Origin of the sequence: Enterobacter sp. TCD1-1, from assembly GCF_020567405.1 — a bacterium.
Lineage (GTDB): Bacteria > Pseudomonadota > Gammaproteobacteria > Enterobacterales > Enterobacteriaceae > Enterobacter > Enterobacter quasiroggenkampii.
Genome location: NZ_JAJCXF010000001.1, coordinates 2,245,676 through 2,268,102, shown reverse-complemented (window position 1 = coordinate 2,268,102; position 22,427 = coordinate 2,245,676). Strand labels below are relative to the sequence as shown.

21 protein-coding genes are annotated in these 22,427 nt (G+C 56.3%); 13 read left to right on the top strand and 8 right to left on the bottom strand.

Features of this window, described 5'->3' with window-relative positions:
* The first annotated feature begins 135 nt into the window (after positions 1-135).
* The 4 genes from osmF to LJA86_RS10900 are packed head-to-tail and all read left to right on the top strand — an operon-like array spanning position 136 to position 3,887.
* The gene (gene osmF, locus LJA86_RS10915) at positions 136-1,053 is read left to right on the top strand and encodes an ABC transporter substrate-binding protein (protein ID WP_196346829.1); all 918 of its coding nucleotides are present in this window, start codon (positions 136-138) and stop codon (positions 1,051-1,053) included.
* A 12-nt stretch (positions 1,054-1,065) separates the two neighbouring features.
* Complete coding sequence (locus LJA86_RS10910; RefSeq protein ID WP_229226142.1) at positions 1,066-2,223, top strand: ABC transporter permease; 1,158 nt, start codon at positions 1,066-1,068, stop codon at positions 2,221-2,223.
* Complete coding sequence (locus tag LJA86_RS10905; protein WP_063622087.1) at positions 2,216-3,166, top strand: ABC transporter ATP-binding protein; 951 nt, start codon at positions 2,216-2,218, stop codon at positions 3,164-3,166. Before LJA86_RS10910 ends, LJA86_RS10905 begins: the two co-directional genes overlap by 8 nt.
* Positions 3,150-3,887, top strand: a complete 738-nt coding sequence (locus tag LJA86_RS10900) for an ABC transporter permease (protein WP_229226141.1) — start codon at positions 3,150-3,152, stop codon at positions 3,885-3,887. The genes LJA86_RS10905 and LJA86_RS10900 overlap by 17 nt, the downstream gene beginning before the upstream one ends.
* On the opposite strand, the gene LJA86_RS10895 is transcribed toward LJA86_RS10900, so the two are convergent.
* Both LJA86_RS10895 and mlrA read right to left on the bottom strand, forming a co-directional pair.
* Complete coding sequence (locus LJA86_RS10895; RefSeq protein WP_008500895.1) at positions 3,862-3,975, bottom strand: protein YohO; 114 nt, start codon at positions 3,973-3,975, stop codon at positions 3,862-3,864. The two genes, LJA86_RS10900 and LJA86_RS10895, sit on opposite strands and share 26 nt — an antisense overlap.
* Positions 3,976-4,044: 69 nt before the next feature.
* Positions 4,045-4,785, bottom strand: a complete 741-nt coding sequence (gene mlrA / locus LJA86_RS10890; RefSeq protein ID WP_048224086.1) for an HTH-type transcriptional regulator MlrA — start codon at positions 4,783-4,785, stop codon at positions 4,045-4,047.
* 217 nt (positions 4,786-5,002) lie between these two features.
* On the opposite strand from mlrA, the gene LJA86_RS10885 reads away from it, so the two are divergent.
* The 3 genes from LJA86_RS10885 to LJA86_RS10875 are packed head-to-tail and all read left to right on the top strand — an operon-like array spanning position 5,003 to position 7,918.
* The gene (locus LJA86_RS10885; RefSeq protein WP_024908145.1) at positions 5,003-6,688 is read left to right on the top strand and encodes a sensor histidine kinase; all 1,686 of its coding nucleotides are present in this window, start codon (positions 5,003-5,005) and stop codon (positions 6,686-6,688) included.
* Complete coding sequence (gene btsR / locus LJA86_RS10880; protein ID WP_024908144.1) at positions 6,682-7,401, top strand: two-component system response regulator BtsR; 720 nt, start codon at positions 6,682-6,684, stop codon at positions 7,399-7,401. Before LJA86_RS10885 ends, btsR begins: the two co-directional genes overlap by 7 nt.
* A 46-nt stretch (positions 7,402-7,447) precedes the next feature.
* Entirely contained in the window at positions 7,448-7,918 is a 471-nt protein-coding gene (locus LJA86_RS10875) for a DUF1456 family protein (protein WP_008500891.1), read from the top strand.
* Between the two features lie 110 nt (positions 7,919-8,028).
* Here the strand turns inward: LJA86_RS10875 and metG are convergent, their stop codons facing one another.
* Positions 8,029-10,062 carry a methionine--tRNA ligase gene (gene metG, locus LJA86_RS10870; RefSeq protein WP_229226140.1) on the bottom strand — a complete coding sequence of 678 codons (2,034 nt, stop codon included), beginning with the start codon at positions 10,060-10,062 and terminating at the stop codon, positions 8,029-8,031.
* A gap of 137 nt (positions 10,063-10,199) precedes the next feature.
* On the opposite strand from metG, the gene apbC reads away from it, so the two are divergent.
* The gene (gene apbC, locus LJA86_RS10865; RefSeq protein ID WP_045908656.1) at positions 10,200-11,309 is read left to right on the top strand and encodes an iron-sulfur cluster carrier protein ApbC; all 1,110 of its coding nucleotides are present in this window, start codon (positions 10,200-10,202) and stop codon (positions 11,307-11,309) included.
* A 95-nt stretch (positions 11,310-11,404) separates the two neighbouring features.
* On the opposite strand, the gene LJA86_RS10860 is transcribed toward apbC, so the two are convergent.
* The gene (locus LJA86_RS10860; protein WP_045908655.1) at positions 11,405-11,884 is read right to left on the bottom strand and encodes a GNAT family N-acetyltransferase; all 480 of its coding nucleotides are present in this window, start codon (positions 11,882-11,884) and stop codon (positions 11,405-11,407) included.
* Positions 11,835-12,167 (bottom strand): RcnB family protein, encoded by a 333-nt coding sequence (locus tag LJA86_RS10855; RefSeq protein WP_008500887.1) that lies wholly within the window; start codon positions 12,165-12,167, stop codon positions 11,835-11,837. Before LJA86_RS10855 ends, LJA86_RS10860 begins: the two co-directional genes overlap by 50 nt.
* A gap of 487 nt (positions 12,168-12,654) precedes the next feature.
* Between LJA86_RS10855 and LJA86_RS10850 the strand changes: the two genes are divergently transcribed.
* The 4 genes from LJA86_RS10850 (at position 12,655) to LJA86_RS10835 (ending at position 16,701) form a co-directional block, all read left to right on the top strand.
* Complete coding sequence (locus LJA86_RS10850) at positions 12,655-13,794, top strand: polysaccharide export protein (protein ID WP_126535028.1); 1,140 nt, start codon at positions 12,655-12,657, stop codon at positions 13,792-13,794.
* The gene (locus LJA86_RS22280; protein WP_205246186.1) at positions 13,794-13,907 is read left to right on the top strand and encodes a hypothetical protein; all 114 of its coding nucleotides are present in this window, start codon (positions 13,794-13,796) and stop codon (positions 13,905-13,907) included. Before LJA86_RS10850 ends, LJA86_RS22280 begins: the two co-directional genes overlap by 1 nt.
* Positions 13,908-13,929: 22 nt before the next feature.
* Positions 13,930-16,110, top strand: coding sequence for a polysaccharide biosynthesis tyrosine autokinase (locus tag LJA86_RS10840; RefSeq protein ID WP_229226139.1), 2,181 nt, complete (start codon positions 13,930-13,932; stop codon positions 16,108-16,110).
* A 75-nt stretch (positions 16,111-16,185) separates the two neighbouring features.
* Positions 16,186-16,701 (top strand): protein disulfide oxidoreductase, encoded by a 516-nt coding sequence (locus tag LJA86_RS10835; protein WP_229226138.1) that lies wholly within the window; start codon positions 16,186-16,188, stop codon positions 16,699-16,701.
* A gap of 36 nt (positions 16,702-16,737) precedes the next feature.
* Here LJA86_RS10835 and LJA86_RS10830 read toward each other — a convergent pair whose 3' ends face one another.
* The 3 genes from LJA86_RS10830 to LJA86_RS10820 all read right to left on the bottom strand — a co-directional run bounded on the left by LJA86_RS10830 (position 16,738) and on the right by LJA86_RS10820 (position 20,940).
* Entirely contained in the window at positions 16,738-18,204 is a 1,467-nt protein-coding gene (locus LJA86_RS10830; protein ID WP_063622081.1) for a pyridoxal phosphate-dependent decarboxylase family protein, read from the bottom strand.
* 18 nt (positions 18,205-18,222) lie between these two features.
* Positions 18,223-19,599 (bottom strand): diaminobutyrate--2-oxoglutarate transaminase, encoded by a 1,377-nt coding sequence (locus LJA86_RS10825; RefSeq protein ID WP_014884533.1) that lies wholly within the window; start codon positions 19,597-19,599, stop codon positions 18,223-18,225.
* A 333-nt stretch (positions 19,600-19,932) separates the two neighbouring features.
* Positions 19,933-20,940 carry a LacI family DNA-binding transcriptional regulator gene (locus tag LJA86_RS10820; protein ID WP_063622080.1) on the bottom strand — a complete coding sequence of 336 codons (1,008 nt, stop codon included), beginning with the start codon at positions 20,938-20,940 and terminating at the stop codon, positions 19,933-19,935.
* Positions 20,941-21,178: 238 nt separating this feature from the next.
* On the opposite strand from LJA86_RS10820, the gene LJA86_RS10815 reads away from it, so the two are divergent.
* Entirely contained in the window at positions 21,179-22,420 is a 1,242-nt protein-coding gene (locus LJA86_RS10815) for an MFS transporter (RefSeq protein ID WP_229226137.1), read from the top strand.
* Positions 22,421-22,427: the final 7 nt, after the last annotated feature.

Genomic DNA, 22,427 nt, shown 5'->3' with positions numbered 1-22,427 from the left:
TTGCCTCCCCCGTCCTGCGGGGGGAGGCGTCTTACCTTATGCTAAAAAGGCATTTTGACGGTTAATTCCGCCGTTTTAAGCTACGCTTTTCTCTCAAGCCTCTGAAAAAGGCAGCAAAAAAATGAGGATAGCGGAATGACGATTGCAAAGGGGATGTGGGGATCTGCGGTGTTACTGGCGGCGCTGAGCCTGCCGTTACAGGCGGCGGAGCCGGTAAAGGTGGGCTCAAAGATCGATACCGAAGGCGCGCTGCTCGGCAATATTATTTTGCAGGTGCTGGAAAGTCACGGCGTGAAAACGGTCAATAAAGTCCAGCTCGGCACTACGCCTGTTGTGCGCGGCGCAATTACCTCCGGCGAGCTGGATATCTACCCGGAATACACCGGCAACGGCGCATTCTTCTTCAAAGATGAAAACGATCCGGCCTGGAAAAACGCCAAAGCCGGGTATGAGAAAGTCAAAAAACTCGACGCGGAACAGAACAAACTGGTCTGGCTGACCCCGGCGCCAGCCAACAATACCTGGACTATCGCCGTGCGCAAGGACGTGGCGGAGAAAGGGAAGCTGACCACCCTGGCGGATCTCAGCCGCTACCTGAAAGAGAAGGGCGACTTTAAGCTGGCGGCGTCCGCGGAGTTTATCGAGCGTCCTGATGCGCTCCCGGCGTTCGAAAAAGCCTACGACTTCAAGCTCGACCAGGCTCAGCTGCTCTCGCTGGCGGGCGGGGATACCGCGGTGACCATCAAAGCGGCGGCACAGCAAACCTCTGGTGTTAACGCGGCAATGGCCTACGGCACAGACGGCCCGGTGGCGGCGCTTGGCCTGCAAACCCTGACCGATCCAAAAGGCGTCCAGCCGATTTACGCGCCGACCCCGGTGGTGCGTGAGGCGGTGCTGAAAGCGTACCCGGACATTGCAGAATGGCTCAAACCGGTCTTCGAAAAGCTGGATGAAAAAACGCTGCAGCAGCTGAATGCCAGCATTGCCGTCGAGGGGCTGGATGCCAAAAAAGTGGCCGCCGACTTCCTGAAGCAACAAGGGCTTGTGAAGTAACGGGAAAAGGCTGTGCCAATAAAATGTCATAACCGCGTCCTGCTGCTGCTGGCCTGTGTGGCCATCGCAGCGGTCGCGTTACCGTTTGTCAACGTTGCCCCAAACCGCCTGATGTCGGGGGAGGGCAAAGCACTCTGGCAGGTCTGGTCGTTTACGCCGGGGTGGCTTGTGGCGTCGCTGGGCGCGTGGGTGATCCTGTCGCTCTGGCAGGGACGCCCGGCGCAGTGGCTGACGCTGTTCCTCTCTGAAGGGCTGTTTATCCTCCTGTTCTGGAGCGCCGGGCTGGCGGCGACGCATATGGCCTCGGCGGAAAGTCCGCTGGCGAGAACCACTATCGGCAGCGGCCTGTGGCTGTGGCTGGCACTCTGCCTGCTGGCCTGCAGCGATGCCATTCGTCGACTCATCGCCAGTGCCGTCTGGCGCTGGGTGCTCAATGCGCAGATATGGTGTATTCCTTTACTCCTGCTGTTCAGCGGGGAATTGAACAACCTCTCGCTGTTAAAAGAGTACGCCAACCGTCAGGAGGTGTTTGATGATGCCCTCGCGCAGCACCTGACGATCCTCTTCGGTACGCTCGTTCCGGCGCTGCTGGTTGGGATCCCCCTTGGCATGTGGTGCTATCGCCATCCTTCACGCCAGGGCGGGGTTTTTGCCGTGCTCAACGTGATCCAGACCATTCCTTCCGTTGCGCTGTTTGGCCTGCTGATTGCGCCGCTGGCCGGGCTGGTGAAGTCATTCCCGATGCTCGGAACGCTCGGTGTTGCCGGGACGGGGCTAACGCCCGCCCTTATCGCGCTGGTGCTGTATGCCCTGCTGCCGCTGGTGCGCGGCGTGGTCGCAGGTTTAGGCCAGGTCGCACCTGACGTGCTGGAAAGCGCCCATGCGATGGGAATGAGCGCGCGGCAGTGTTTCTGGAAAATTCAGCTCCCGCTGGCGCTGCCCCTGCTGCTGCGTAGCCTGCGGGTGGTGGCGGTCCAGACCGTTGGCATGGCGGTGATTGCGGCGCTGATTGGCGCGGGTGGCTTTGGCGCGCTGGTGTTCCAGGGGCTGTTGAGCAGTGCTCTGGATCTGGTGTTATTGGGCGTGGTGCCCACGATTGCGCTGGCGGTGGTCGTCGACGCACTGTTTGCCTTATGGCTCGCGCTGCTCGGGAGAAGAGCCAATGATTGAATTTCATGATGTCAGTAAAACCTTTGCCGGTCGCCCGGCGGCGAGCCACCTGAACCTGAACTTTGCCGAGGGAGCGTTTTCCGTGCTGATAGGCACCTCGGGGTCGGGCAAGTCCACCACGCTGAAGATGATCAACCGGCTGGTTGAGCATGACAGCGGGCTGATTCGCTTTGCCGGGGAAGAGATCCGCAGCCTGCCGGTGCTGGAGCTGCGCCGTCGGATGGGCTATGCCATTCAGTCTATCGGCCTGTTTCCGCACTGGACGGTGGCGCAGAACATCGCGACCGTGCTGCAGCTGGAAAAATGGTCGCGGGCGAAAATCGCCGATCGTGTTGATGAGCTGATGTCTCTGCTGGGGTTAGAGCCCGCGCTGCGCGATCGCTATCCGCACCAGCTTTCCGGCGGGCAGCAGCAGCGCGTGGGCGTGGCGCGCGCGCTGGCGGCCAACCCGCAGGTGTTGCTGATGGACGAACCCTTTGGCGCGCTGGATCCGGTTACGCGCGGGGCGCTGCAGGTGGAGATGACCCGCATTCACCGCATTCTCGGACGCACGATCGTACTCGTGACGCACGATATTGATGAAGCCCTGCGCCTGGCTGACCATCTGGTGCTGATGGATCATGGCGAAGTGGTGCAGCAGGGCTCGCCGCTTGAGCTATTAACCTGGCCGAAGAACGACTTTGTGCGCGAGTTTTTTGGCCGCAGCGAATTGGGCGTCAGGCTGCTCTCCCTGCGAACGGTCAGCGACTATATGCGCCGGGAGGCGGTGCCGGTGAGCGGCGAACCGCTGCAGGCGCAGATGAGCCTGCGGGATGCGCTCTCCGCGTTTGTCGCGCGCCAGTGCGAGGTATTGCCCGTTGCGGATGCCCGGGGCGCGCCGTGCGGAACCTTACATTTTCGCGATCTGCTGGCCGGGGAGGTGACGCGTGAAGGCACTGCGTGATCCGCTCCTCTGGCTGGTAGCGCTCTTTGTCGCTTTACTGTTTCTGATGCCCCACAGCGCGGCGCTGTTTAACAGCCTCTTTCCCGGACTGCCGCGGCCGGTGTATCAGCAGGAGAGCTTCATTAATCTCGCCCTGGCGCATCTCTGGCTGGTGGCGCTCTCAAGCGCCATCGCGGTTGTGCTGGGCGTGGGGGCGGGCATCGCGGTCACGCGGCCTGCGGGCCGGGAGTTTCGTCCGCTGGTGGAGACGATTGCGGCCATCGGACAGACGTTTCCGCCCGTGGCGGTGCTGGCGATAGCGGTTCCGGTGATGGGCTTTGGCCAACAGCCTGCGATCATTGCGCTGATATTATACGGCGTATTACCGGTTCTGCAGGGCACGCTGGCAGGCATCGCGGCGGTACCTGCGTCCGTGCTGAGCGTGGCGGAAGGGGTGGGGATGAGTCGCGGCCAGCGGCTGCGTAAGGTTGAACTGCCGCTTGCGGCACCGGTTATCATTGCCGGGATCCGCACGTCGGTCATCATTAACATCGGGACGGCGACCATTGCGTCGACGGTCGGTGCTAATACGCTGGGAACGCCGATCATTATCGGCTTAAGCGGGTTTAATACGGCTTATATTGTGCAGGGAGCGGTGCTGGTCGCGCTGGCGGCAATCGTCGTCGATCGCGCTTTTGACCGGCTGGCGCTGTACCTCAGCCGACACCGCCGCGAACAATAAACGAGTACCCTGCCAGCATTACGCCGCCGATGCCGCTTACGGCCATCAGGACAAAAAGGGTAATAATGGCCAGTTTGGTTGCCTTCATCATGTGCTCCTGTTGTTAACGGAACAATTATACGGTGAAGCGCAGCTGTTAATGAACCATTAAATGCCGTTATGGCTCATCCGGGCCAAGGGAATAAACCGGGTAACCATTCTCACGCCATTCCGTCAGCAGCTGTTGCTGCGTGGCGGACGGCACTTCGCCACACCAGACCAGCAGGGTCTGGCCGTCGAAAAACTCAGGTCTGAGCTGCGCCAGCGAGTGCGCCAGGACATCCACGCGCCAGCCCTTCTGGGTGGCAATCCACGCTTCCAGCCACAGGCGGGTGGTATCGTGCACGTTCCAGCCCACCACCAGCGCATCTTTGCCGGCTTTATTCTTCGCCGAGGCAAGGCAGACGGCAATGTAGTTGATCAGCACCCCGTCGAGCATGCTGAGCAGCGCCTGCAGGGTAGACTGTTGGCACTGCAGGCGTCGACGAAGCGGAATGAAAAGATGGGAGATCAGCGTCTGTGCCGGGTAATCGCGGCCCTGCTCTTTTATCCATGCGCGCAGGCGCTGCAGGTTGCCCGCCTGCAGGAGCCGCAGCAGGGTTTCCTGCTGTTCGCGCCAGAGATGCTGCGTATCCGGGTCGTCGTGGCTCAGAAGGGACTTCACTTTGCCGACCTGCACGCCGTTGTCGATCCAGCTCTTAATCTCGCGGATGCGGTCGATATCGGCCTCATTGAAAAGGCGATGACCACCGTCCGTTCTCTGCGGTTTGAGTAATCCATACCGTCGCTGCCACGCCCGTAGGGTAACGGGATTGATATCACAAAGGAGTGCCACTTCACCTATCGTGTAAAGCGCCATATTCGCCCCCTGGCTTACGCGTCCCCAGCTTAACTGTAGACCCACTTTTCCGAACCAGGAAGGATTGATTGATTTTTGAACAAACAATGCGAAGCATGCGCGATATTCAGAAAAAGGTGTGATAACGGACACGATTTTGCGCTTTTATGGGATGCTTCAAAGAAAGTTAAGCCGCATCCGTGTATGTTACGCGTTTTTAGCGTGTGCGGTTTTGAGTATGTACGAGTTTAATCTGGTGCTGCTGTTGCTTCAGCAGATGTGCGTGTTTCTGGTCATTGCCTGGCTGATGAGTAAAACGCGCCTGTTTATTCCGCTGATGCAGGTCACCGTACGTCTGCCGCATAAGCTGCTCTGCTACGTCACCTTCTCTATTTTCTGCATCATGGGGACTTATTTTGGTCTCCATATCGAAGACTCTATTGCCAACACGCGCGCGATTGGCGCGGTGATGGGCGGGCTACTGGGCGGTCCCGTCGTCGGTGGCCTTGTCGGTTTAACCGGGGGGCTGCATCGCTATTCCATGGGCGGGATGACGGCCCTGAGCTGTATGATCTCCACGATTGTGGAAGGTCTGCTTGGCGGCCTGGTTCACAGCTACATGATTAAACGCGGCCGCCCGGATAAAGTCTTCAGCCCGCTCACCGCCGGAGCCATCACCTTTGTGGCCGAAATGGCGCAGATGGCGATCATCCTGCTGATTGCCCGTCCGTTTGAGGATGCGCTGCACCTGGTCAGCAGCATTGCCGCTCCGATGATGGTGACCAACACCGTGGGCGCGGCGCTGTTTATGCGCATTCTGCTCGACAAGCGCGCCATGTTTGAGAAGTACACCTCGGCCTTTTCCGCCACGGCGCTGAAGGTCGCCGCCTCGACCGAAGGGATCCTGCGCCAGGGGTTTAACGAAGAGAACAGCATGAAAGTGGCGCAGGTGCTCTACAAGGAGCTGGATATCGGCGCGGTGGCCATCACCGACCGCGAGCGGCTGCTGGCCTTTACCGGCACCGGGGACGATCACCATCTGCCGGGTAAACCCATCTCCTCAGCCTATACGCTGCGCGCCATTGAAACCGGCGAGGTGGTGTATGCCGACGGAAACGAAGTGCCTTACCGCTGTTCGCTGCATCCGCAGTGCAAGCTGGGCTCCACGCTGGTGATTCCGCTGCGCGGCGAGAATCAGCGGGTGATGGGCACCATCAAGCTGTATGAGGCGAAAAACCGTCTGTTCAGCTCGATCAACCGCACGCTGGGGGAGGGGATCGCCCAGCTGCTGTCCGCGCAAATCCTCGCCGGACAGTATGAGCGGCAGAAAGCCCTGCTGACGCAGTCTGAGATCAAACTGCTGCATGCCCAGGTCAACCCGCATTTCCTGTTCAACGCTCTCAATACGCTTAAAGCGGTGATCCGCCGCGACAGCGATCAGGCTGCCCAACTGGTGCAGTTTCTGTCGACCTTTTTCCGCAAAAATCTGAAACGTCCGTCTGAGATCGTCACGCTCGCCGATGAGATTGAGCACGTGAATGCCTATCTGCAGATTGAACAGGCGCGTTTCCAGTCTCGTTTGCAGGTGTCGCTCTCCGTACCGGATGAGCTGGCGTATCAGCACCTTCCGGCCTTTACCCTGCAGCCGATTGTGGAAAACGCCATTAAGCACGGTACATCACAGCTGCTGGGAACGGGGGAGATAACCATTGCCGCCAGCCGTTTCAACCATCACCTGGTGCTGGATATTGAAGATAATGCCGGGCTTTATCAGCCTTCCGCCTCCGGCGGTTTAGGGATGAGCCTGGTGGATAAACGCCTGCGCGCCCATTTTGGCGATGACTGTGGCATTACCGTCGCCTGCGAGCCCGACCGATTTACCCGTATTACCGTACGACTGCCGCTGGAGGAAAACGCATGTTAAGAGTGCTGATTGTGGATGACGAGCCGCTGGCACGGGAAAACCTGCGCGTTCTGCTGCAGGAGCAGCCGGATATTGAGATTGTGGGGGAGTGCGCGAACGCCATTGAGGCCATCGGCGCGGTGCACAAACTGCGTCCGGACGTGCTGTTCCTCGATATTCAGATGCCCCGCATCAGCGGGCTGGAGATGGTCGGCATGCTCGATCCGGAACATCGTCCCTACATCGTGTTTCTGACGGCGTTTGATGAATATGCCGTTAAGGCTTTTGAGGAGCACGCGTTTGACTATCTGCTCAAGCCGATTGAAGAGAAGCGTCTTGAAAAAACGCTCACCCGTTTACGCCAGGAGCGCACGGTCCAGGACGTCACGCTGCTGCCGGAAAACCAGCAGCCGCTGAAGTTTATCCCCTGCACCGGGCACAGCCGGATTTATCTTCTGCAGATGGATGATGTGGCCTTTGTCAGCAGCCGTCTGAGCGGGGTGTTTGTCACCAGCGCGGAAGGGAACGAAGGGTTTACCGAGCTGACCCTGCGCACGCTGGAGAGCCGCACGCCGCTGATTCGCTGTCACCGTCAGTACCTGGTGAATATGGCGCATCTGAAGGAGATCCGCCTGGAAGATAACGGCCAGGCCGAGCTGGTGCTGCGTGCCGGACAAACGGTACCCGTCAGCCGTCGCTACCTGAAGAGTTTGAAAGAGGCGATTGGGCTGTAAAGCTGGTACACTGCGCGCCATTGCATCATCGACATTCGAAGGCTCTATGCTAAGTAACGATATTCTTCGTAGCCTGCGCTACACCCTGAAAGCGAACAATAACGACATGGTGCGCATTCTTGCGCTGTCCGATATGGAATCCACGTCTGCGAGTTTTGACACGTGGATGACCAAAGAAGACGAAGAGGGCTTTGTCCGCTGCCCTGACATCATTCTGTCGGGTTTCCTGAACGGCCTGATTTACGATAAGCGTGGCAAAGATCCGGCCGCACCAGAGCTGGCGCTGGAGCGTCGGGTGAACAACAACACGGTGCTGAAAAAGCTGCGTATCGCGTTTTCGCTGAAAACGGACGATATCGTGGCGATCATGACCGAGCAAAAATTCCGCGTATCCGTGCCGGAAGTGACCGCCATGATGCGCGCGCCGGATCATAAAAACTACCGCGAGTGCGGCGACCAGTTTCTGCGTAATTTCCTGCGCGGGCTGACCCACCGGGTGCATCACCCGAAGGCGTGATGTTTAGCCGGGTGGCGGCTTCGCCTTACCCGGCCTACAAAACCCGTAGGCCCGTGCAAGCGTAGCGCCGCCGGGCAAAAAAAAGCCGGAGATAATCTCCGGCTTTTTTGTTATTTCACCTGCTGACCCGGCTTCGCGCCTTCGTCAGGGCTTAACAGGAAGATATCTTTCCCGCCAGGGCCTGCAGCCATCACCATCCCCTCAGAGATGCCGAAGCGCATTTTACGCGGCGCCAGGTTGGCGACCATCACGGTCTGACGGCCGATCAGCACCTGCGGATCCGGGTAAGCAGAGCGGATCCCGGAGAAGACGTTGCGCTTCTCGCCGCCCAGATCCAGCGTCAGGCGCAGCAGCTTGTCAGAGCCTTCCACGAACTCCGCGTTTTCAATCAACGCCACGCGCAGGTCGACTTTGGCGAAATCATCGAAGGTAATGGTTTCCTGAATCGGGTCGTCTGCCAGCGGGCCGGTGACCGGTGCCGCTGCTGCCTTCACCTCTTCTTTAGAGGCTTCCACCAGGGCTTCAACCTGCTTCATCTCGATGCGGTTGTACAGCGCTTTGAAGGTGTTGACCTTGTGGCCGAGCAGCGGCTGCTGGATAGCATCCCAGGTCAGTTCCGTGTTCAGGAACGCTTCAGCACGGGCTGCCAGCTGTGGCAGAACCGGCTTCAGCCAGGTCATCAGCACGCGGAACATGTTCAGACCCATGGTGCAGATCGCCTGCAGGTCGGCGTCACGGCCTTCCTGTTTCGCGACCACCCACGGGGCCTGCTCGTCCACATAGCGGTTGGCAACATCGGCCAGCGCCATGATTTCGCGAATCGCTTTACCGAATTCACGGCTTTCCCAGGCTTCGCCAACCGCAGCGGCGGCATCGGTGAAGGTTTTATACAGCGCCGGATCGGCCAGTTCGGCAGAAAGCACGCCGTCAAAACGCTTGGCAATAAAGCCCGCGTTACGGGACGCCAGGTTCACCACCTTGTTGACGATGTCCGCATTCACGCGCTGCACGAAATCTTCCAGGTTCAGGTCGATATCGTCGATGCGGGAAGAGAGCTTCGCGGTGTAGTAGTAGCGCAGGCTGTCCGCGTCGAAGTGGTTCAGCCAGGTGCTGGCCTTGATGAACGTCCCGCGGGACTTGGACATCTTGGCGCCGTTCACCGTCACGTAGCCGTGAACAAACAGGTTGGTTGGCTTGCGGAAGTTGCTGCCTTCCAGCATGGCCGGCCAGAACAGGCTGTGGAAGTAAACGATGTCTTTACCGATGAAGTGGTACAGCTCGGCAGTGGAATCTTTCTTCCAGTAATCGTCGAAGCTTACGGTATCGCCACGCTTGTCGCACAGGTTCTTGAAGGAGCCCATGTAGCCAATTGGCGCGTCCAGCCAGACGTAGAAGTATTTACCCGGTGCGTTCGGGATTTCGAAGCCGAAATACGGCGCATCGCGGGAGATATCCCACTGTTGCAGGCCGGATTCGAACCACTCCTGCATCTTGTTCGCCACTTGCTCCTGCAGTGCGCCGCTGCGGGTCCACGCCTGCAGCATTTCGCTGAAGGACGGCAGGTCGAAGAAGAAGTGCTCGGAGTCACGCATCACAGGCGTGGCGCCGGAAACCACGGATTTCGGCTCGATAAGCTCGGTCGGGCTGTAGGTTGCGCCGCACACTTCGCAGTTATCGCCGTACTGATCCGGGGATTTACATTTCGGACAGGTGCCTTTGACGAAGCGGTCCGGCAGGAACATGCCTTTTTCCGGATCGTACAGCTGCGAGATGGTGCGGTTTTTAATAAAACCGTTCTCTTTCAGACGGGTGTAGATCAGCTCCGACAGCTCGCGGTTTTCGTCGCTGTGCGTGGAGTGATAGTTGTCATAGCTGATGTCAAAGCCAGCAAAATCGGTCTGATGCTCCTGACTCATTTCGGCAATCATCTGCTCCGGGGAGATCCCCAGCTGCTGCGCTTTCAGCATGATCGGCGTGCCGTGGGCATCGTCCGCACAGATGAAGTTAACCTCGTGGCCGCGCATTCGCTGGTAACGGACCCAGACATCAGCCTGGATATGCTCCAGCATGTGGCCGAGGTGGATTGAGCCGTTGGCGTACGGCAGTGCGCACGTTACCAGAATTTTCTTCGCGACTTGAGTCATAGTAGGCATTACTTCTTTTAACTGTGAAAAGGGTTTTTGATATTACCAAAAGGGGCATTATTAAGTAAGCACAAACCACGGCCTTTCAGGTAAACTTGTTCATCTAAGGTCTTATTCACAAGAACAAAGGAGTCGGGATGAGTTCTCAATCCCAGGCCAAATCACCGGAAGCCTTACGAGCAATGGTCGCCGGGACGCTGGCTAACTTTCAGCATCCAACCCTGAAGCATAATCTCACTACGCTGAAAGCGTTACACCACGTTGCCTGGCTGGATGATACGCTGCACATTGAGCTGCAGATGCCGTTCGTCTGGACCAGCGCCTTTGACGCGCTGAAAGAGCAGACCAGCTCTGAGCTGCTGCGCATGACCGGCGCGAAGGCGATCGACTGGAAGCTGAGCCACAGCATTGCCACGCTGAAACGCGTGAAAAACCAGCCTGGCGTGAACGGCGTGAAAAACATCATTGCCGTCAGCTCGGGCAAGGGCGGGGTGGGGAAATCCTCTACCGCCGTAAACCTGGCGCTGGCGCTGGCAGCGGAAGGGGCAAAGGTCGGTATTCTGGATGCCGACATCTACGGTCCGTCTATTCCAAATATGTTAGGTGCGGAAAACCAGCGTCCAACCTCACCGGACGGCACCCACATGGCGCCAATCATGGCGCACGGTCTGGCGACCAACTCTATCGGTTACCTGGTGACTGACGATAACGCCATGGTCTGGCGCGGCCCGATGGCCAGCAAAGCGCTGCTGCAGATGCTGCAGGAGACGATGTGGCCGGATCTGGATTATCTGGTTCTGGACATGCCGCCGGGCACCGGTGATATACAGCTCACGCTGGCGCAAAACATTCCGGTGACGGGAGCCGTTGTGGTGACCACGCCGCAGGATATCGCGCTGATCGACGCCAAAAAAGGCATCGTGATGTTCGAGAAGGTGGAAGTGCCGGTGCTCGGTATCGTGGAGAACATGAGCATGCACATCTGCAGTAACTGCGGTCACCACGAACCTATCTTCGGTACGGGTGGCGCAGAAAAACTGGCCGCGAAGTATCACACCCAACTCCTGGGACAGATGCCGCTGCACATTACCCTGCGCGAAGATCTGGATAGCGGCAAGCCGACGGTTGTCAGCCGTCCGGACAGCGAATTTGCAGAGATGTATCGTCAGCTGGCGGGTCGCGTTGCAGCGCAGCTTTACTGGCAGGGCGAAGTGATCCCGGGCGAAATCGCGTTCCGCGCGGTGTAACGCCTTCGCGTTGAATTGCCGGGTGGCGCTTCGCTTACCCGGCCTACAACTGGCACTATCACGTAGGTCGGGTAAGGCGAAGCCGCCACCCGACTTTAACCCAACCGATAGTGCATCAAATAATACTCTCCCTCCGGAGAATCCCCCGTCGCCTCAATGTGCCAGCCGTGCCGCTGGTAAAACGCGACAGCCCGCGCATTCTTCACCAGACACTTAAGCGAACCCGTACTGGTAAACGTCTTCTGCACCTGTTCCAGGAGCATTTTCCCGACGCCGTGGCTTTGATACTGCGGGTCAACAAAGAGGTTGTGCAGAAAATTATCGTTCGTCCAGACGGAAGCAAAACCCAGTCGATGGCCGTTCTGCGTGGCAACCCAAATCACTTCGTCACGGGTGGCCGCGTCAAAGTCTTCAAGCTGCCAGTCTGAACTGTCCAGCCATGGCCAGGCTTCACGCCGGGCGTGGAGGAAGAGCGTGCGCAGGAAAGGGCGATCGCTTTCCTGCCAGGGGCGGATCAGGATGGTATTAGCGGTGATAGAAAATATCTCCATTATAGGCTTTGTAGATTTTGCCATCCGCATCGCCAATCAGCACGTAATTCTCGCCCATGTAGGTCCAGTGGGTTCCGGCATCCGGCGCCGGCAGGTTACGCAACTGGTACTGTTTGATGGTGTACTCCGGCGTTTGATACTGCGCCGGCGCCGTGTCGCCAATCTTGAATTTCGTGAAGTCAGCGATGAACTCTTGTTCTTCATAGGCTTTGATGCCGGAGGGTGCAGCGGCCGTTTGCGGGGCAGAGAAGGCAGATCCCGCCAGAGACAGTAATACACCCAGAAGCAGCAGTTTACGCTTAGCCATTTTTTCTCCAGTGATATCGTTACAGATACTTTCGTCTGCGGGTCGTGCAAAGCGAAGCAGACAGTCCATTTTAAGTATCAACGCAGGGTATGTTTGAAAAAAAATGTAACAAAAGTGGACGGTTTTGTGTAGCCCAATTGCATGATGTTTATCAGTGTCGGGAATATTGCCAGCGTCTTATATTTTTAATATTTATCATTTCATTTATTAATTCTGAAAATAACTTTTCATATCAAAGTTAGAAAGCGATGCGAATGCTTTCCGCCTGAAGAGCATTTAATATCGCCTTCGAGTGCAGCGTGCTTACCTCCATTTTTTTAACAAGACCAGGTAAAGGCTCTGCTTTTTAGGAAGCGGGTGAAGTGCGTTTTATAATGCCAGTAATTTCACTCCGGGAAAGAGTAATCAATTAAATTTCATGATGTTAGCTTAAGTCTTTTTACAGGCTTGACGATAAACGCAACGTTGAAAAGAAATATTTATATTAATGAAAAGTACAACTGCATTTTCGCTCTTATTTCTGAGTATGAGTCAGTTAACGGGGTGTATGTTTTCACCAGGCCTGGACTTAACTGTGTCCGGGAAGAACGTTATTTCGCCGGAAGAGGCAAATTATCAGCTCGAAAAGCGCGTGGAAATATTTCCCCTGACGCCGGAACTGATTGAAAAACTGCGTCCGCCCGTGTCGAAATCTCAGGCAAATCCTAATCTGGATGAGCAGATCAAACGCTGGGAATACCGTATTGGTACGGGTGACATCCTGACGGTCACCGTCTGGGATCACCCTGAATTAACGACGCCGGCAGGACAATATCGTAGCGCGAGCGATGCCGGCAACTGGGTTAACGCCGACGGCACGCTCTTTTATCCCTATGTCGGTAAACTGCGGGTAGCAGGAAAAACGGTTTCACAGGTACGCGACGAGATTACGGCTCGACTGGATAACGTCATTGAGAGCCCGCAGGTGGACGTCAGCGTTGCCGCCTTCCGTTCACAAAAAGCCTACGTCACCGGTGAGGTGGAAAAATCAGGGCAACAACCGATAACCAATATTCCGTTGACGGTGATGGACGCGGTTAACGCTGCGGGTGGACTCTCGGCGGATGCCGACTGGCGGAACGTCGTGCTCACACATAATGGACAGGACGCGCACCTTTCCCTCTATGCCCTGATGCAGCATGGCGATTTGACCCAAAATAAGCTGCTTTATCCTGGCGATATCCTGTTTGTCCCCCGGAACGACGCGCTGAAGGTGTTCGTGATGGGGGAAGTGATTAAACAGAGCACGCTTAAGATGGATCGTAGCGGCATGACGCTGGCCGAGGCCCTGGGGAATGCCGGGGGGCTTAACCAAAATATGGCCGATGCAACCGGCATTTTTGTTATTCGGCAGGTATCGAAAAAAGGCGACACCAACAAAATCGCCAATATCTATCAGTTGAATGCGGAAGATGCGTCAGCCATGGTGCTGGGCACGGAATTTCAGCTTGAGCCGTATGACATTGTCTACGTCACCACGGCACCGCTATCACGCTGGAATCGCGTGATCTCCCAGCTGGTACCCACCATCAGTGGCGTACATGACCTGACCGAAACCGTTCGTAACATCAGAGCGTGGCCGCAGTAATGTTCCCTTCAATCTTAGTGGTCTGCACCGGCAATATGTGCCGCTCACCGATTGGTGAGCGGCCATTTTCGGGCAATCAGGAAAAGCCCGTCAGGAATGGGCCTGCCGTTTAAGTTAACAAGGAATGAAGCCGTAATGTCGTCTTCTCAATCAGACAAATATCGTGCTGCGACGCCGCAGAATAACGAAATGGATCTTATTCAGCTGCTTGCTGAGATGTTCGATCACCGGGTAACGATCGCGTGTGTGACACTTCTGTTTACGGTGTGTGCGGGGATCTACGCATTCAGCGCCACGCCAGTTTATCAGGCTGATGCCTTGGTGCAGGTCGAAGCGAAGCAGGGCAACGCGCTGCTCAAGAACCTGACGTCGTTCAGGCCCGATCTTTCACCCGATGTCGCCCCAGAACTTTTACTCCTCAAGTCACGGATGGTCCTCGGCGAGACCGTTGATCAATTAGGGCTGACCTACGAGGTTAGCCAGCGCATGTTCCCCGTTATCGGGGCGCTTTGGCAGCACGTGCAGGGCCGCAAACCGGCGGAAATAACGATTGGCTCGCTGAATATTCCCCTTGTGGAAGGTGAGCCACAAACGCTTTTACTCACCGTTCAGGAGCAGGGGCGATATCATCTTGCGGGGAAAACGCTTGAGGCAGAGGGCGTTGTCGGAAAAGCGCTGGTTAAAGAGGGCGTATCGCTTCTTGTGACATCCCTCAGTGCGGTACCGGGAACGCAATTTACCCTCAACACCGTGACCAGGCTTGACGCGATCAACGCCCTTCAGAGCAGACTTACGATTGCCGAGTCGGCGAAACAGAGCGGTATGATCGCCTTAACGCTAACGGGCGACGATCCCGACAAGACCGCCACGATACTTAATTCGATTGCTGAACATTTTCTCAGCCAGAACATTGCGCGCCAGGAGGCTAAAGATTCCCGCAGCCTCGCGTTCTTACAGGATCAGTTACCTAAAATCAGTCTCGAACTGAATGAAGCCGAGGCACGACTGAATGCTTACCGAGAGCAGCGCGATTCGGTCGATTTATCTCTTGAGGCAAAGTCGGTGCTTGATCAGGTGGTTAACGTGGAAAATCAGCTTAACGAGCTTATATTTCGCGAAGCAGAAGTCTCTCAGCTGTTCAAAAAGGATCATCCGACCTACCGTGCTTTACGGGAGAAGAAACAAACCCTTGAACGGGAGCGCGCACGCCTGAATAGCCGCGTGTCATCCATGCCTTCCACGCAGCAGGAAATATTACGTCTGAGTCGTGACGTTGAATCCGGGCGTACCGTATACATGCAGTTGCTGACGCGTCAGCAAGAGCTGAGCATCTCGCGCTCCAGCGCGATCGGGAACGTGCGGATCATTGACCCGGCCATGACGCAGCCTGCTCCGGTTGAACCGCGCAAAGCACTCATTATCGTGTTTGGTATGCTGATGGGGTTGATACTTTCTGCCGGAACGGTTTTAGTGCGTTCAGCCTTTAAGCGGGGCATTACGTCGTCAGAACAACTGGATGAGCTCGGAATGCCGCTGCTGGTGACGCTTCCGCGCTCGGCATGGTTATGGAAAAAAACGCACCTGCGCAGGAGAAACCTGTTTACTTCCCACTGGAAGCACAAGATAGCCAACGTGCCTTTTCTGCCCATCGATCGTCCGGCTGATTCGTTTGTCGAGGCGATACGCGGGCTGCGCACCAGTTTGCACTTTACCATGATGGATGCCACAAACCGGATTGTCGTGGTGTCTGGCCCCACGCAGGACTGTGGAAAGACGCTGGTCAGTTCTTCGCTGGCGTCGATTCTGGCGCAGGCCGGACAGCGGGTGCTGTTTATTGATGCGGATATGCGCAAGGGCTATGTCCACAACGTGTTCAGGCTGGATAATCAGCGGGGGTTGTCCAGCGTGCTCGACGGAACGGTCGAGTGGCAGGAGGCGGTTCAACGCTTCGAAAAAGGCGGTTTTGATGTACTGACCTGCGGACCTCAACCTGCCCATCCCGTCGATCTGCTCATGAGTGAATGCCTTCAGGGGATAATGTCGCAGATTGAAAAGCGATATGACATGGTGATTATCGACACTCCGCCTGTGCTTGTCGTCACGGATGCTTTGCTGATAGCCAGAGCCGCCGCCACCACGCTGCTGGTCGCCCGCTTTGGTAAAACCAGCGTTAAAGAGATCGAGACCAGCCTTAAGCGTATGGAACGGATGGGCGTGCAGGTGAGTGGCACGATCCTCAATGACATAGTGAAATCTGCCGCGCTCTATTACAACTCGGGGTACAGCTATTACGATTACGGCTATAGCCCGGAGTAACCCTGACGCGACACTTCTTTACAGCATGATGGCGTATTGCCCGTTAAGATGACCTCCATTAAACATGAGGTCACAATGGATAACCGCACAATCAATCGACTGCGCCGCTGGGCGCGGGAAGGGATAATACTCGTTCTGCTGACGCTGGCCGTGGTGTGGGGTGTGGATCAATACCGAAAACCGACACTCCCCGCCAGTTTTAGTGCCACGCCGATGACGAGTATCGACGGCAACGTTCACGATATTGCGGCGCTCAGCCAGGATCGTCCGCTGCTGATCTACGTCTGGGCGACCTGGTGCAGCATTTGCCGCTACACGACGCCTGCGGTTAATCAACTGGCAGAAGAGGGCGGGAACGTGGTGAGTATCGCCATGCGTTCCGGTGACAACGCAAAGCTTGAGCGCTGGGTTGATAAGAAACAGCTGAAAATGCCGGTCATTAACGATGCAAACGGTGCTTTGTCGCAGCAGTGGCAGGTGAGCGTCACGCCAACGCTGGTGGTTGTGTCGAAGGGAAACGTGGTCAGTACCACAACGGGCTGGACGAGCTACTGGGGATTAAAATTAAGGATGTGGTGGGCAGGCGTATAAAAATAACCCCTCTCCCGGCGGAAGAGGGGTTTTGTATTACTTGGCCAGAACTTCCTGCGCGGTACGCTCAACCAGAGACAGCAGGATTTTAATATCTTCCAGCGTTACGGTTGGGTTCAGCAGCGTCAGCTTCAGGCAGGTCACGCCGTTATGCTCGGTCACACCGACGTTTGCACGGCCGGATTCCAGCAGTGCGTCACCAATTTTCTGGTTCAGCAGGGCGATGCCCGCGTCATCCGTCTGCACCTGTCCGCGGAAGCGGAACAGCACGCTTGCCAGCTGCGGCTGCATAACCAGTTCCAGCGCAGGCTGCGATTTCACGTAGGCCGCAACCTGCTGTGCCAGGGTCACGCCGTGATCGATGATCGCCGCGTATTGCTCCTGACCCAGCGCTTCCAGGCTCATCCACAGCTTCAGTGCGTCGAAACGACGGGTGGTCTGCAGAGATTTGGAGACCAGGTTAGGCACGCCTGCTTCTTCGTCGAACTCAGAGTTCAGGTAAGCCGCCTGATAGCGCATCAGCTCATAGTGGCGCGCTTCTTTCAGCAGGAACGCGCCGCAGCTGATGGTCTGGAAGAACTGCTTGTGGAAGTCCAGGGTCACGGAATCCACCAGCTCAATGCCGTCCAGGTAGTGACGATACTGCTCAGACATCAGCAGCGCGCCGCCCCAGGCTGCATCAACGTGTACCCAGATGTTCTGCTTCGCCGCCAGCTCTGCAATCGCACGCAGCGGGTCGATAGCACCGGCATCGGTGGTACCTGCCGTCGCGACGATTGCCAGAATCTGCTCGCCGTTCGCATTGCACTGCTCAATTTTCGCTGCCAGATCGGTCAGATCCATGCGGGAGAATTCGTCCGTTTTCACCTGCACCACGGACTGGTAGCCCAGGCCCATCAGCGCCATGTTTTTCTGCACGGAGAAGTGCGCGTTTTCGGAGCACAGTACGCGGATCTTACGCAGATCGCCCACCAGGCCGTCCTGCTGAACGGAGTGACCCTGACGCGCAAAGAACGCATCGCGCGCCAGCATCAGGCCCATCAGGTTGCTCTGGGTTCCGCCGCTGGTGAAGACACCGGCGTCGCCAGCCTGATAACCCACGCGGGTACGCAGCCACTCGATCAGTTTGATCTCAATGATGGTTGCGGACGGGCTTTGATCCCAGGAGTCCATACTCTGGTTAGTGGCGTTGATCAGCACTTCCGCCGCCTGGCTTACGACCAGGCTTGGGCAGTGCAGGTGCGCCACACACTGCGGGTGATGAACGGACAGGCTGTCTTTCAGGAAGAACTCGACGGCGCGTTCAATCGCCGCTTCGTTGCCCAGCCCTTTCGGGTTGAAATCCAGCTTAATACGGTCGCGCAGTTCCGCGACCGTTTTGCCCTGGTACATCTCAGGCTGTTTCAGCCACTGCATCACAGCCTGAGTGCTTTGTTCAATCGCCTGCTGGTAAGCTTCAATGCTCTGCGCAGAGGAGAACAAAATTGGGTTTGAATCAGACATCGTAATCAACAACTCCGGTTACGCCGGGCGAACGCCCGCAGCAAGCAGTGCCTGCTCGAATTTATCCAGGAAGATCTTCAGCTCTTCATCGCTGATCAGCAGTGAAGGCAGCAGACGCAGAACGATACCGTTACGACCACCGCGCTCCAGAATCAGACCGGCTTCGAAGCACTTCTTCTGAATCAGTGCAGACAGCTCGCCGTCGCCCGGGAAGCAGCCCATGTGGTCAGCGGCTTCGTGTGGCTTAACGATCTCAATACCGATCATCATGCCCAGACCGCGCACGTGGCCGATGACCGGATAACGTTTCGCCATCTCTTTCAGCTGGCCTTTAAGCCATTCGCCCTGTGCAGCCACTTTGCCTGCGATGTTCTGATCTTTCAGGATTTTCAGCGTCGTCAGACCGGTGGCCATCGCCAGCTGGTTGCCGCGGAAGGTACCGGTATGGTGGCCTGGCGCCCACGCATCGAACTGTTTTTTGATACCGAGCACGGCCAGCGGCAGACCGCCACCCACTGCTTTAGACATCACGATGATGTCTGGCTCAATGCCAGCGTGTTCGAAGGCGAAGAATTTACCGGTACGGGCAAAGCCAGCCTGAACTTCGTCGAGGATCAGCAGAATGCCGTGTTCCTGAGTGACTTTACGGATGCGCTGCAGCCACTCAGCCGGAGCCGGGTTCACGCCGCCTTCGCCCTGAACCGCTTCCAGGATCACCGCAGCAGGCTTACGCACGCCGCTTTCAACGTCGTTGATCAGGTTATCGAAGTAGTAAGTCAGCGCTTTCACGCCCGCTTCACCACCGATACCCAGCGGGCAGCGGTATTCGTGCGGGTAAGGCATGAACTGGACTTCTGGCATCATACCGTCAACCGCTTCTTTCGGAGACAGGTTGCCGGTCACGGACAGTGCGCCGTGGGTCATGCCGTGGTAACCACCAGAGAAGCTGATGATACCGCTACGGCCGGTCACTTTTTTCGCCAGCTTCAGCGCCGCTTCAACGGCGTCAGCACCGGATGGACCGGTGAACTGCAGGCAGTACTCTTTGCCCTGACCAGGCAGCAGAGAGAGCAGGTATTCGGAAAACGCGTCTTTCAGAGGCGTCGTCAGATCCAGAGTATGTAACGGCAAGCCGCTGGTAATGACATTTTGGATGCTTTTCAGCACATCAGGATGGTTATGGCCAAGCGCAAGGGTCCCTGCGCCTGCTAAACAGTCAAGGTATTCTTTATTATCTGCATCGGTGATCCACACGCCTTCTGCTTTAGTGATGGCTAAAGGCAGTTTACGCGGATAACTCCTGACGTTAGATTCAAACTCGGCCTGACGGGCCAGATAGGTTTCGTTGCTTTTGTGGGCATCTACGGTGTCAATACGGACTTTATCCGTCATCATATCACTCCTACAACCGCCGCTTCGTTATGAGCCACGATTGAATAAAAAGTTAAAAAACAGATGGGGGCCTGAAAAAAACGCCGCCAATATAGAGCCTTTTGCCACGGGGCTCAATGGTTAATTTGTTTACTGTTTTGTGACACGGGGCTGTAACGAGGAAATATCCCCATTTTTAAAATGAAAATTGCATTTTATGCCAAATAAAAACAGCGCGTTACAGACCGTTTACCCGGTGTGTAAAGTCACAGAAAAGAGTGTGACAAATCGTGCCATCGAACGGCATAAAAGGAGGGTGACGCTTCCTGTTTCTGCGTCCTGGGCAAAAAACGGCGGTTACGTTGCATGCGCAACGGAATCACGCGGTAAAAAAGGACTTTCTACGTGCGTGGTTTCCTGATGTTCTTCACCGTTAATAATATGCAGGGCGCTCAGGCGACCAATTTCATAGTGCGGCAGTTGAACCGTCGAGAGAGGCGGCAGGAACAACTCCCCAATCCCCACCATATTGTCATAGCCGATAACGGCGACATCTTCCGGTATGCGAAGTCCTTGTGCCAGTAGCGTCTGATAGACCATAAACGCGATACGATCGTTGCCGCAGATAACCGCGTCGAACCGGGGAATGCCATTCTGCATGTGCGCCAGCAATACTGACGGAATGTCACGATAGTGCTCATCGCCGAGTGCCATATAGCTGTGCGCCAGGCCGTCCGGATCGAGCCCCGCTTCACGGCATGCACGTTCCAGCCCCTGACGACGTCGGGTTGTGGCCAGATGCCCCTCAGGCAAATGCAGGCAGAGAGGGCGTCGATAACCCTCCGCGAGTAACGCCCGCACGGCGGTATATTGCCCCTGTTCATCATCGGGAATATAGCTGGCGACCTTTTCGCCATCACTTTCGCAGTTGGCCAGCACGCAGGGAAGAGTGAGTAATTTGGCCGGGAGAGGAACCTGACGTAACCCCATGGTGGTGTAGATAATTCCGTCAGGCCGATGAGAAAGGAGAAGGTCGACAATGGCGTCCGGGTTGTCATCGGTAAACATATTCATCACGAAGCTGTTCCAGCCGTGCATTCTGGCCGTCTCTTCAATCGACAGCGTGATCTCCACCGAGAAAGGCGTCGTCACCGTATCGAGCGCCAGTACGCCTATTGTTTTAGGCGAGGCATGCGCGCCGCGAATTTTCTTGGCGGACAGATCGGGCACGTAGCTGGTTTGCTCGATAGCCCGCTGAACGCGCGCCAGCGTTTCCGGCTTAAGGCGCTCCGGGCTGTTCAGCGCACGGGAGACCGTCATCAGCGATACGTTAGCCAGCTTTGCGACGTCCTTCAGGGAAGCCATTTTCTTACTCCGTTAATGCTCTGTGTGAAAGGGTATACAACTAAGTCGCTGATGTAAAAGGAAGGCTGATGCACAGGCCAGGTCAGGCTTACCTCAGTGATGAATATTTGATCGCGATCTCACTCTCTTAATGTTAACGTTAACTTTCGTGATTAACATCTTAAATTTTTACCAAACAGCATGAGAAAGGATAAATGTTAACGTTACCATTGCGTCATTACTCCAACATGAGAATGTCATGATGAAAACGCATCACTCTCACAGCTACCCTTTATTAAGCGCACTACTCTTTTTCTTTTTTGTCACATGGTCATCTTCCGGCTCGTTGCTCTCTATCTGGCTCCATCAGGAGGTGGGGTTAAAGGCAGGGGATAGGGGAGTCATCTATGCCGTGCTGTCCGTCTCCGCGCTGTGCGCGCAAATCTGCTACGGCTTCATTCAGGACAAGCTCGGCCTGCGAAAAAACCTGCTCTGGTTTCTGACCTGTCTGCTCATTCTTTCCGGTCCGGCCTTCCTGCTGTTTGGTTATCTGCTGCAAATTAACGTGTTACTCGGCAGTATTTTCGGCGGGGTTTATATCGGGCTGACGTTTAACGGCGGAATAGGGGTCCTGGAGTCCTATACCGAGCGCGTGGCTCGCCAGAGCCAGTTTGAATTTGGCAGGGCGAGAATGTGGGGATCGCTGGGCTGGGCAGTGGCAACCTTTTTTGCAGGACTCCTGTTCAACATTAATCCGAAGCTGAACTTCGCGGTGGCGAGCTGCGCCGGGCTGGTGTTTTTTGTGTTGCTGGCGCGTCTCAGGGTCTCTTCCGCCCCGCATGCCATGCAGGAGGCGGTATCCGGCGGTAAGGTCACGCTGGAGGATGCATTGCGCCTGCTGACGCTGCCGCGCTTCTGGGCGCTGGTATTTTTTGTTATCGGCACCTGTATTTATGGCGTCTACGACCAGCAGTTCCCGGTCTATTTCTCCTCACAGTTCCCGACGCTGCAGGAAGGAAACGCCATGTATGGCTATCTCAACTCCTTCCAGGTTTTCCTGGAGGCGGCGGGCATGTTTTGCGCCCCGTGGCTGGTGAATCGCCTCGGTGCGAAAAACGGCCTGATTTTCGCCGGAATGGTGATGGCGATGCGTATGGTGGCATCGGGTCTGGTTGAGGGTCCGGTATTGATCTCCATTACCAAGCTATTGCACGCGGTTGAACTGCCCGTTTTGCTGGTCTCTATCTTCAAATACAACAGCCTGCATTTTGATAAGCGACTCTCTTCCACCCTCTATCTGGTGGGCTTTGCCTGTACAAGCTCGGTGATTGCCTCGGTGCTGTCGCCGCTGGCAGGTTACAGCTATGAGAAATACGGCTTTGCCCAGTCCTATCTCATCATGGGGCTACTGGTCTTCAGCACCACGTTTATCTCCATCTTCCTGTTGCGCTCGGGTAAGTCCTCTTCTGACCCACTCATGCCGCAACCTTCCACCATCTGATCAAAGA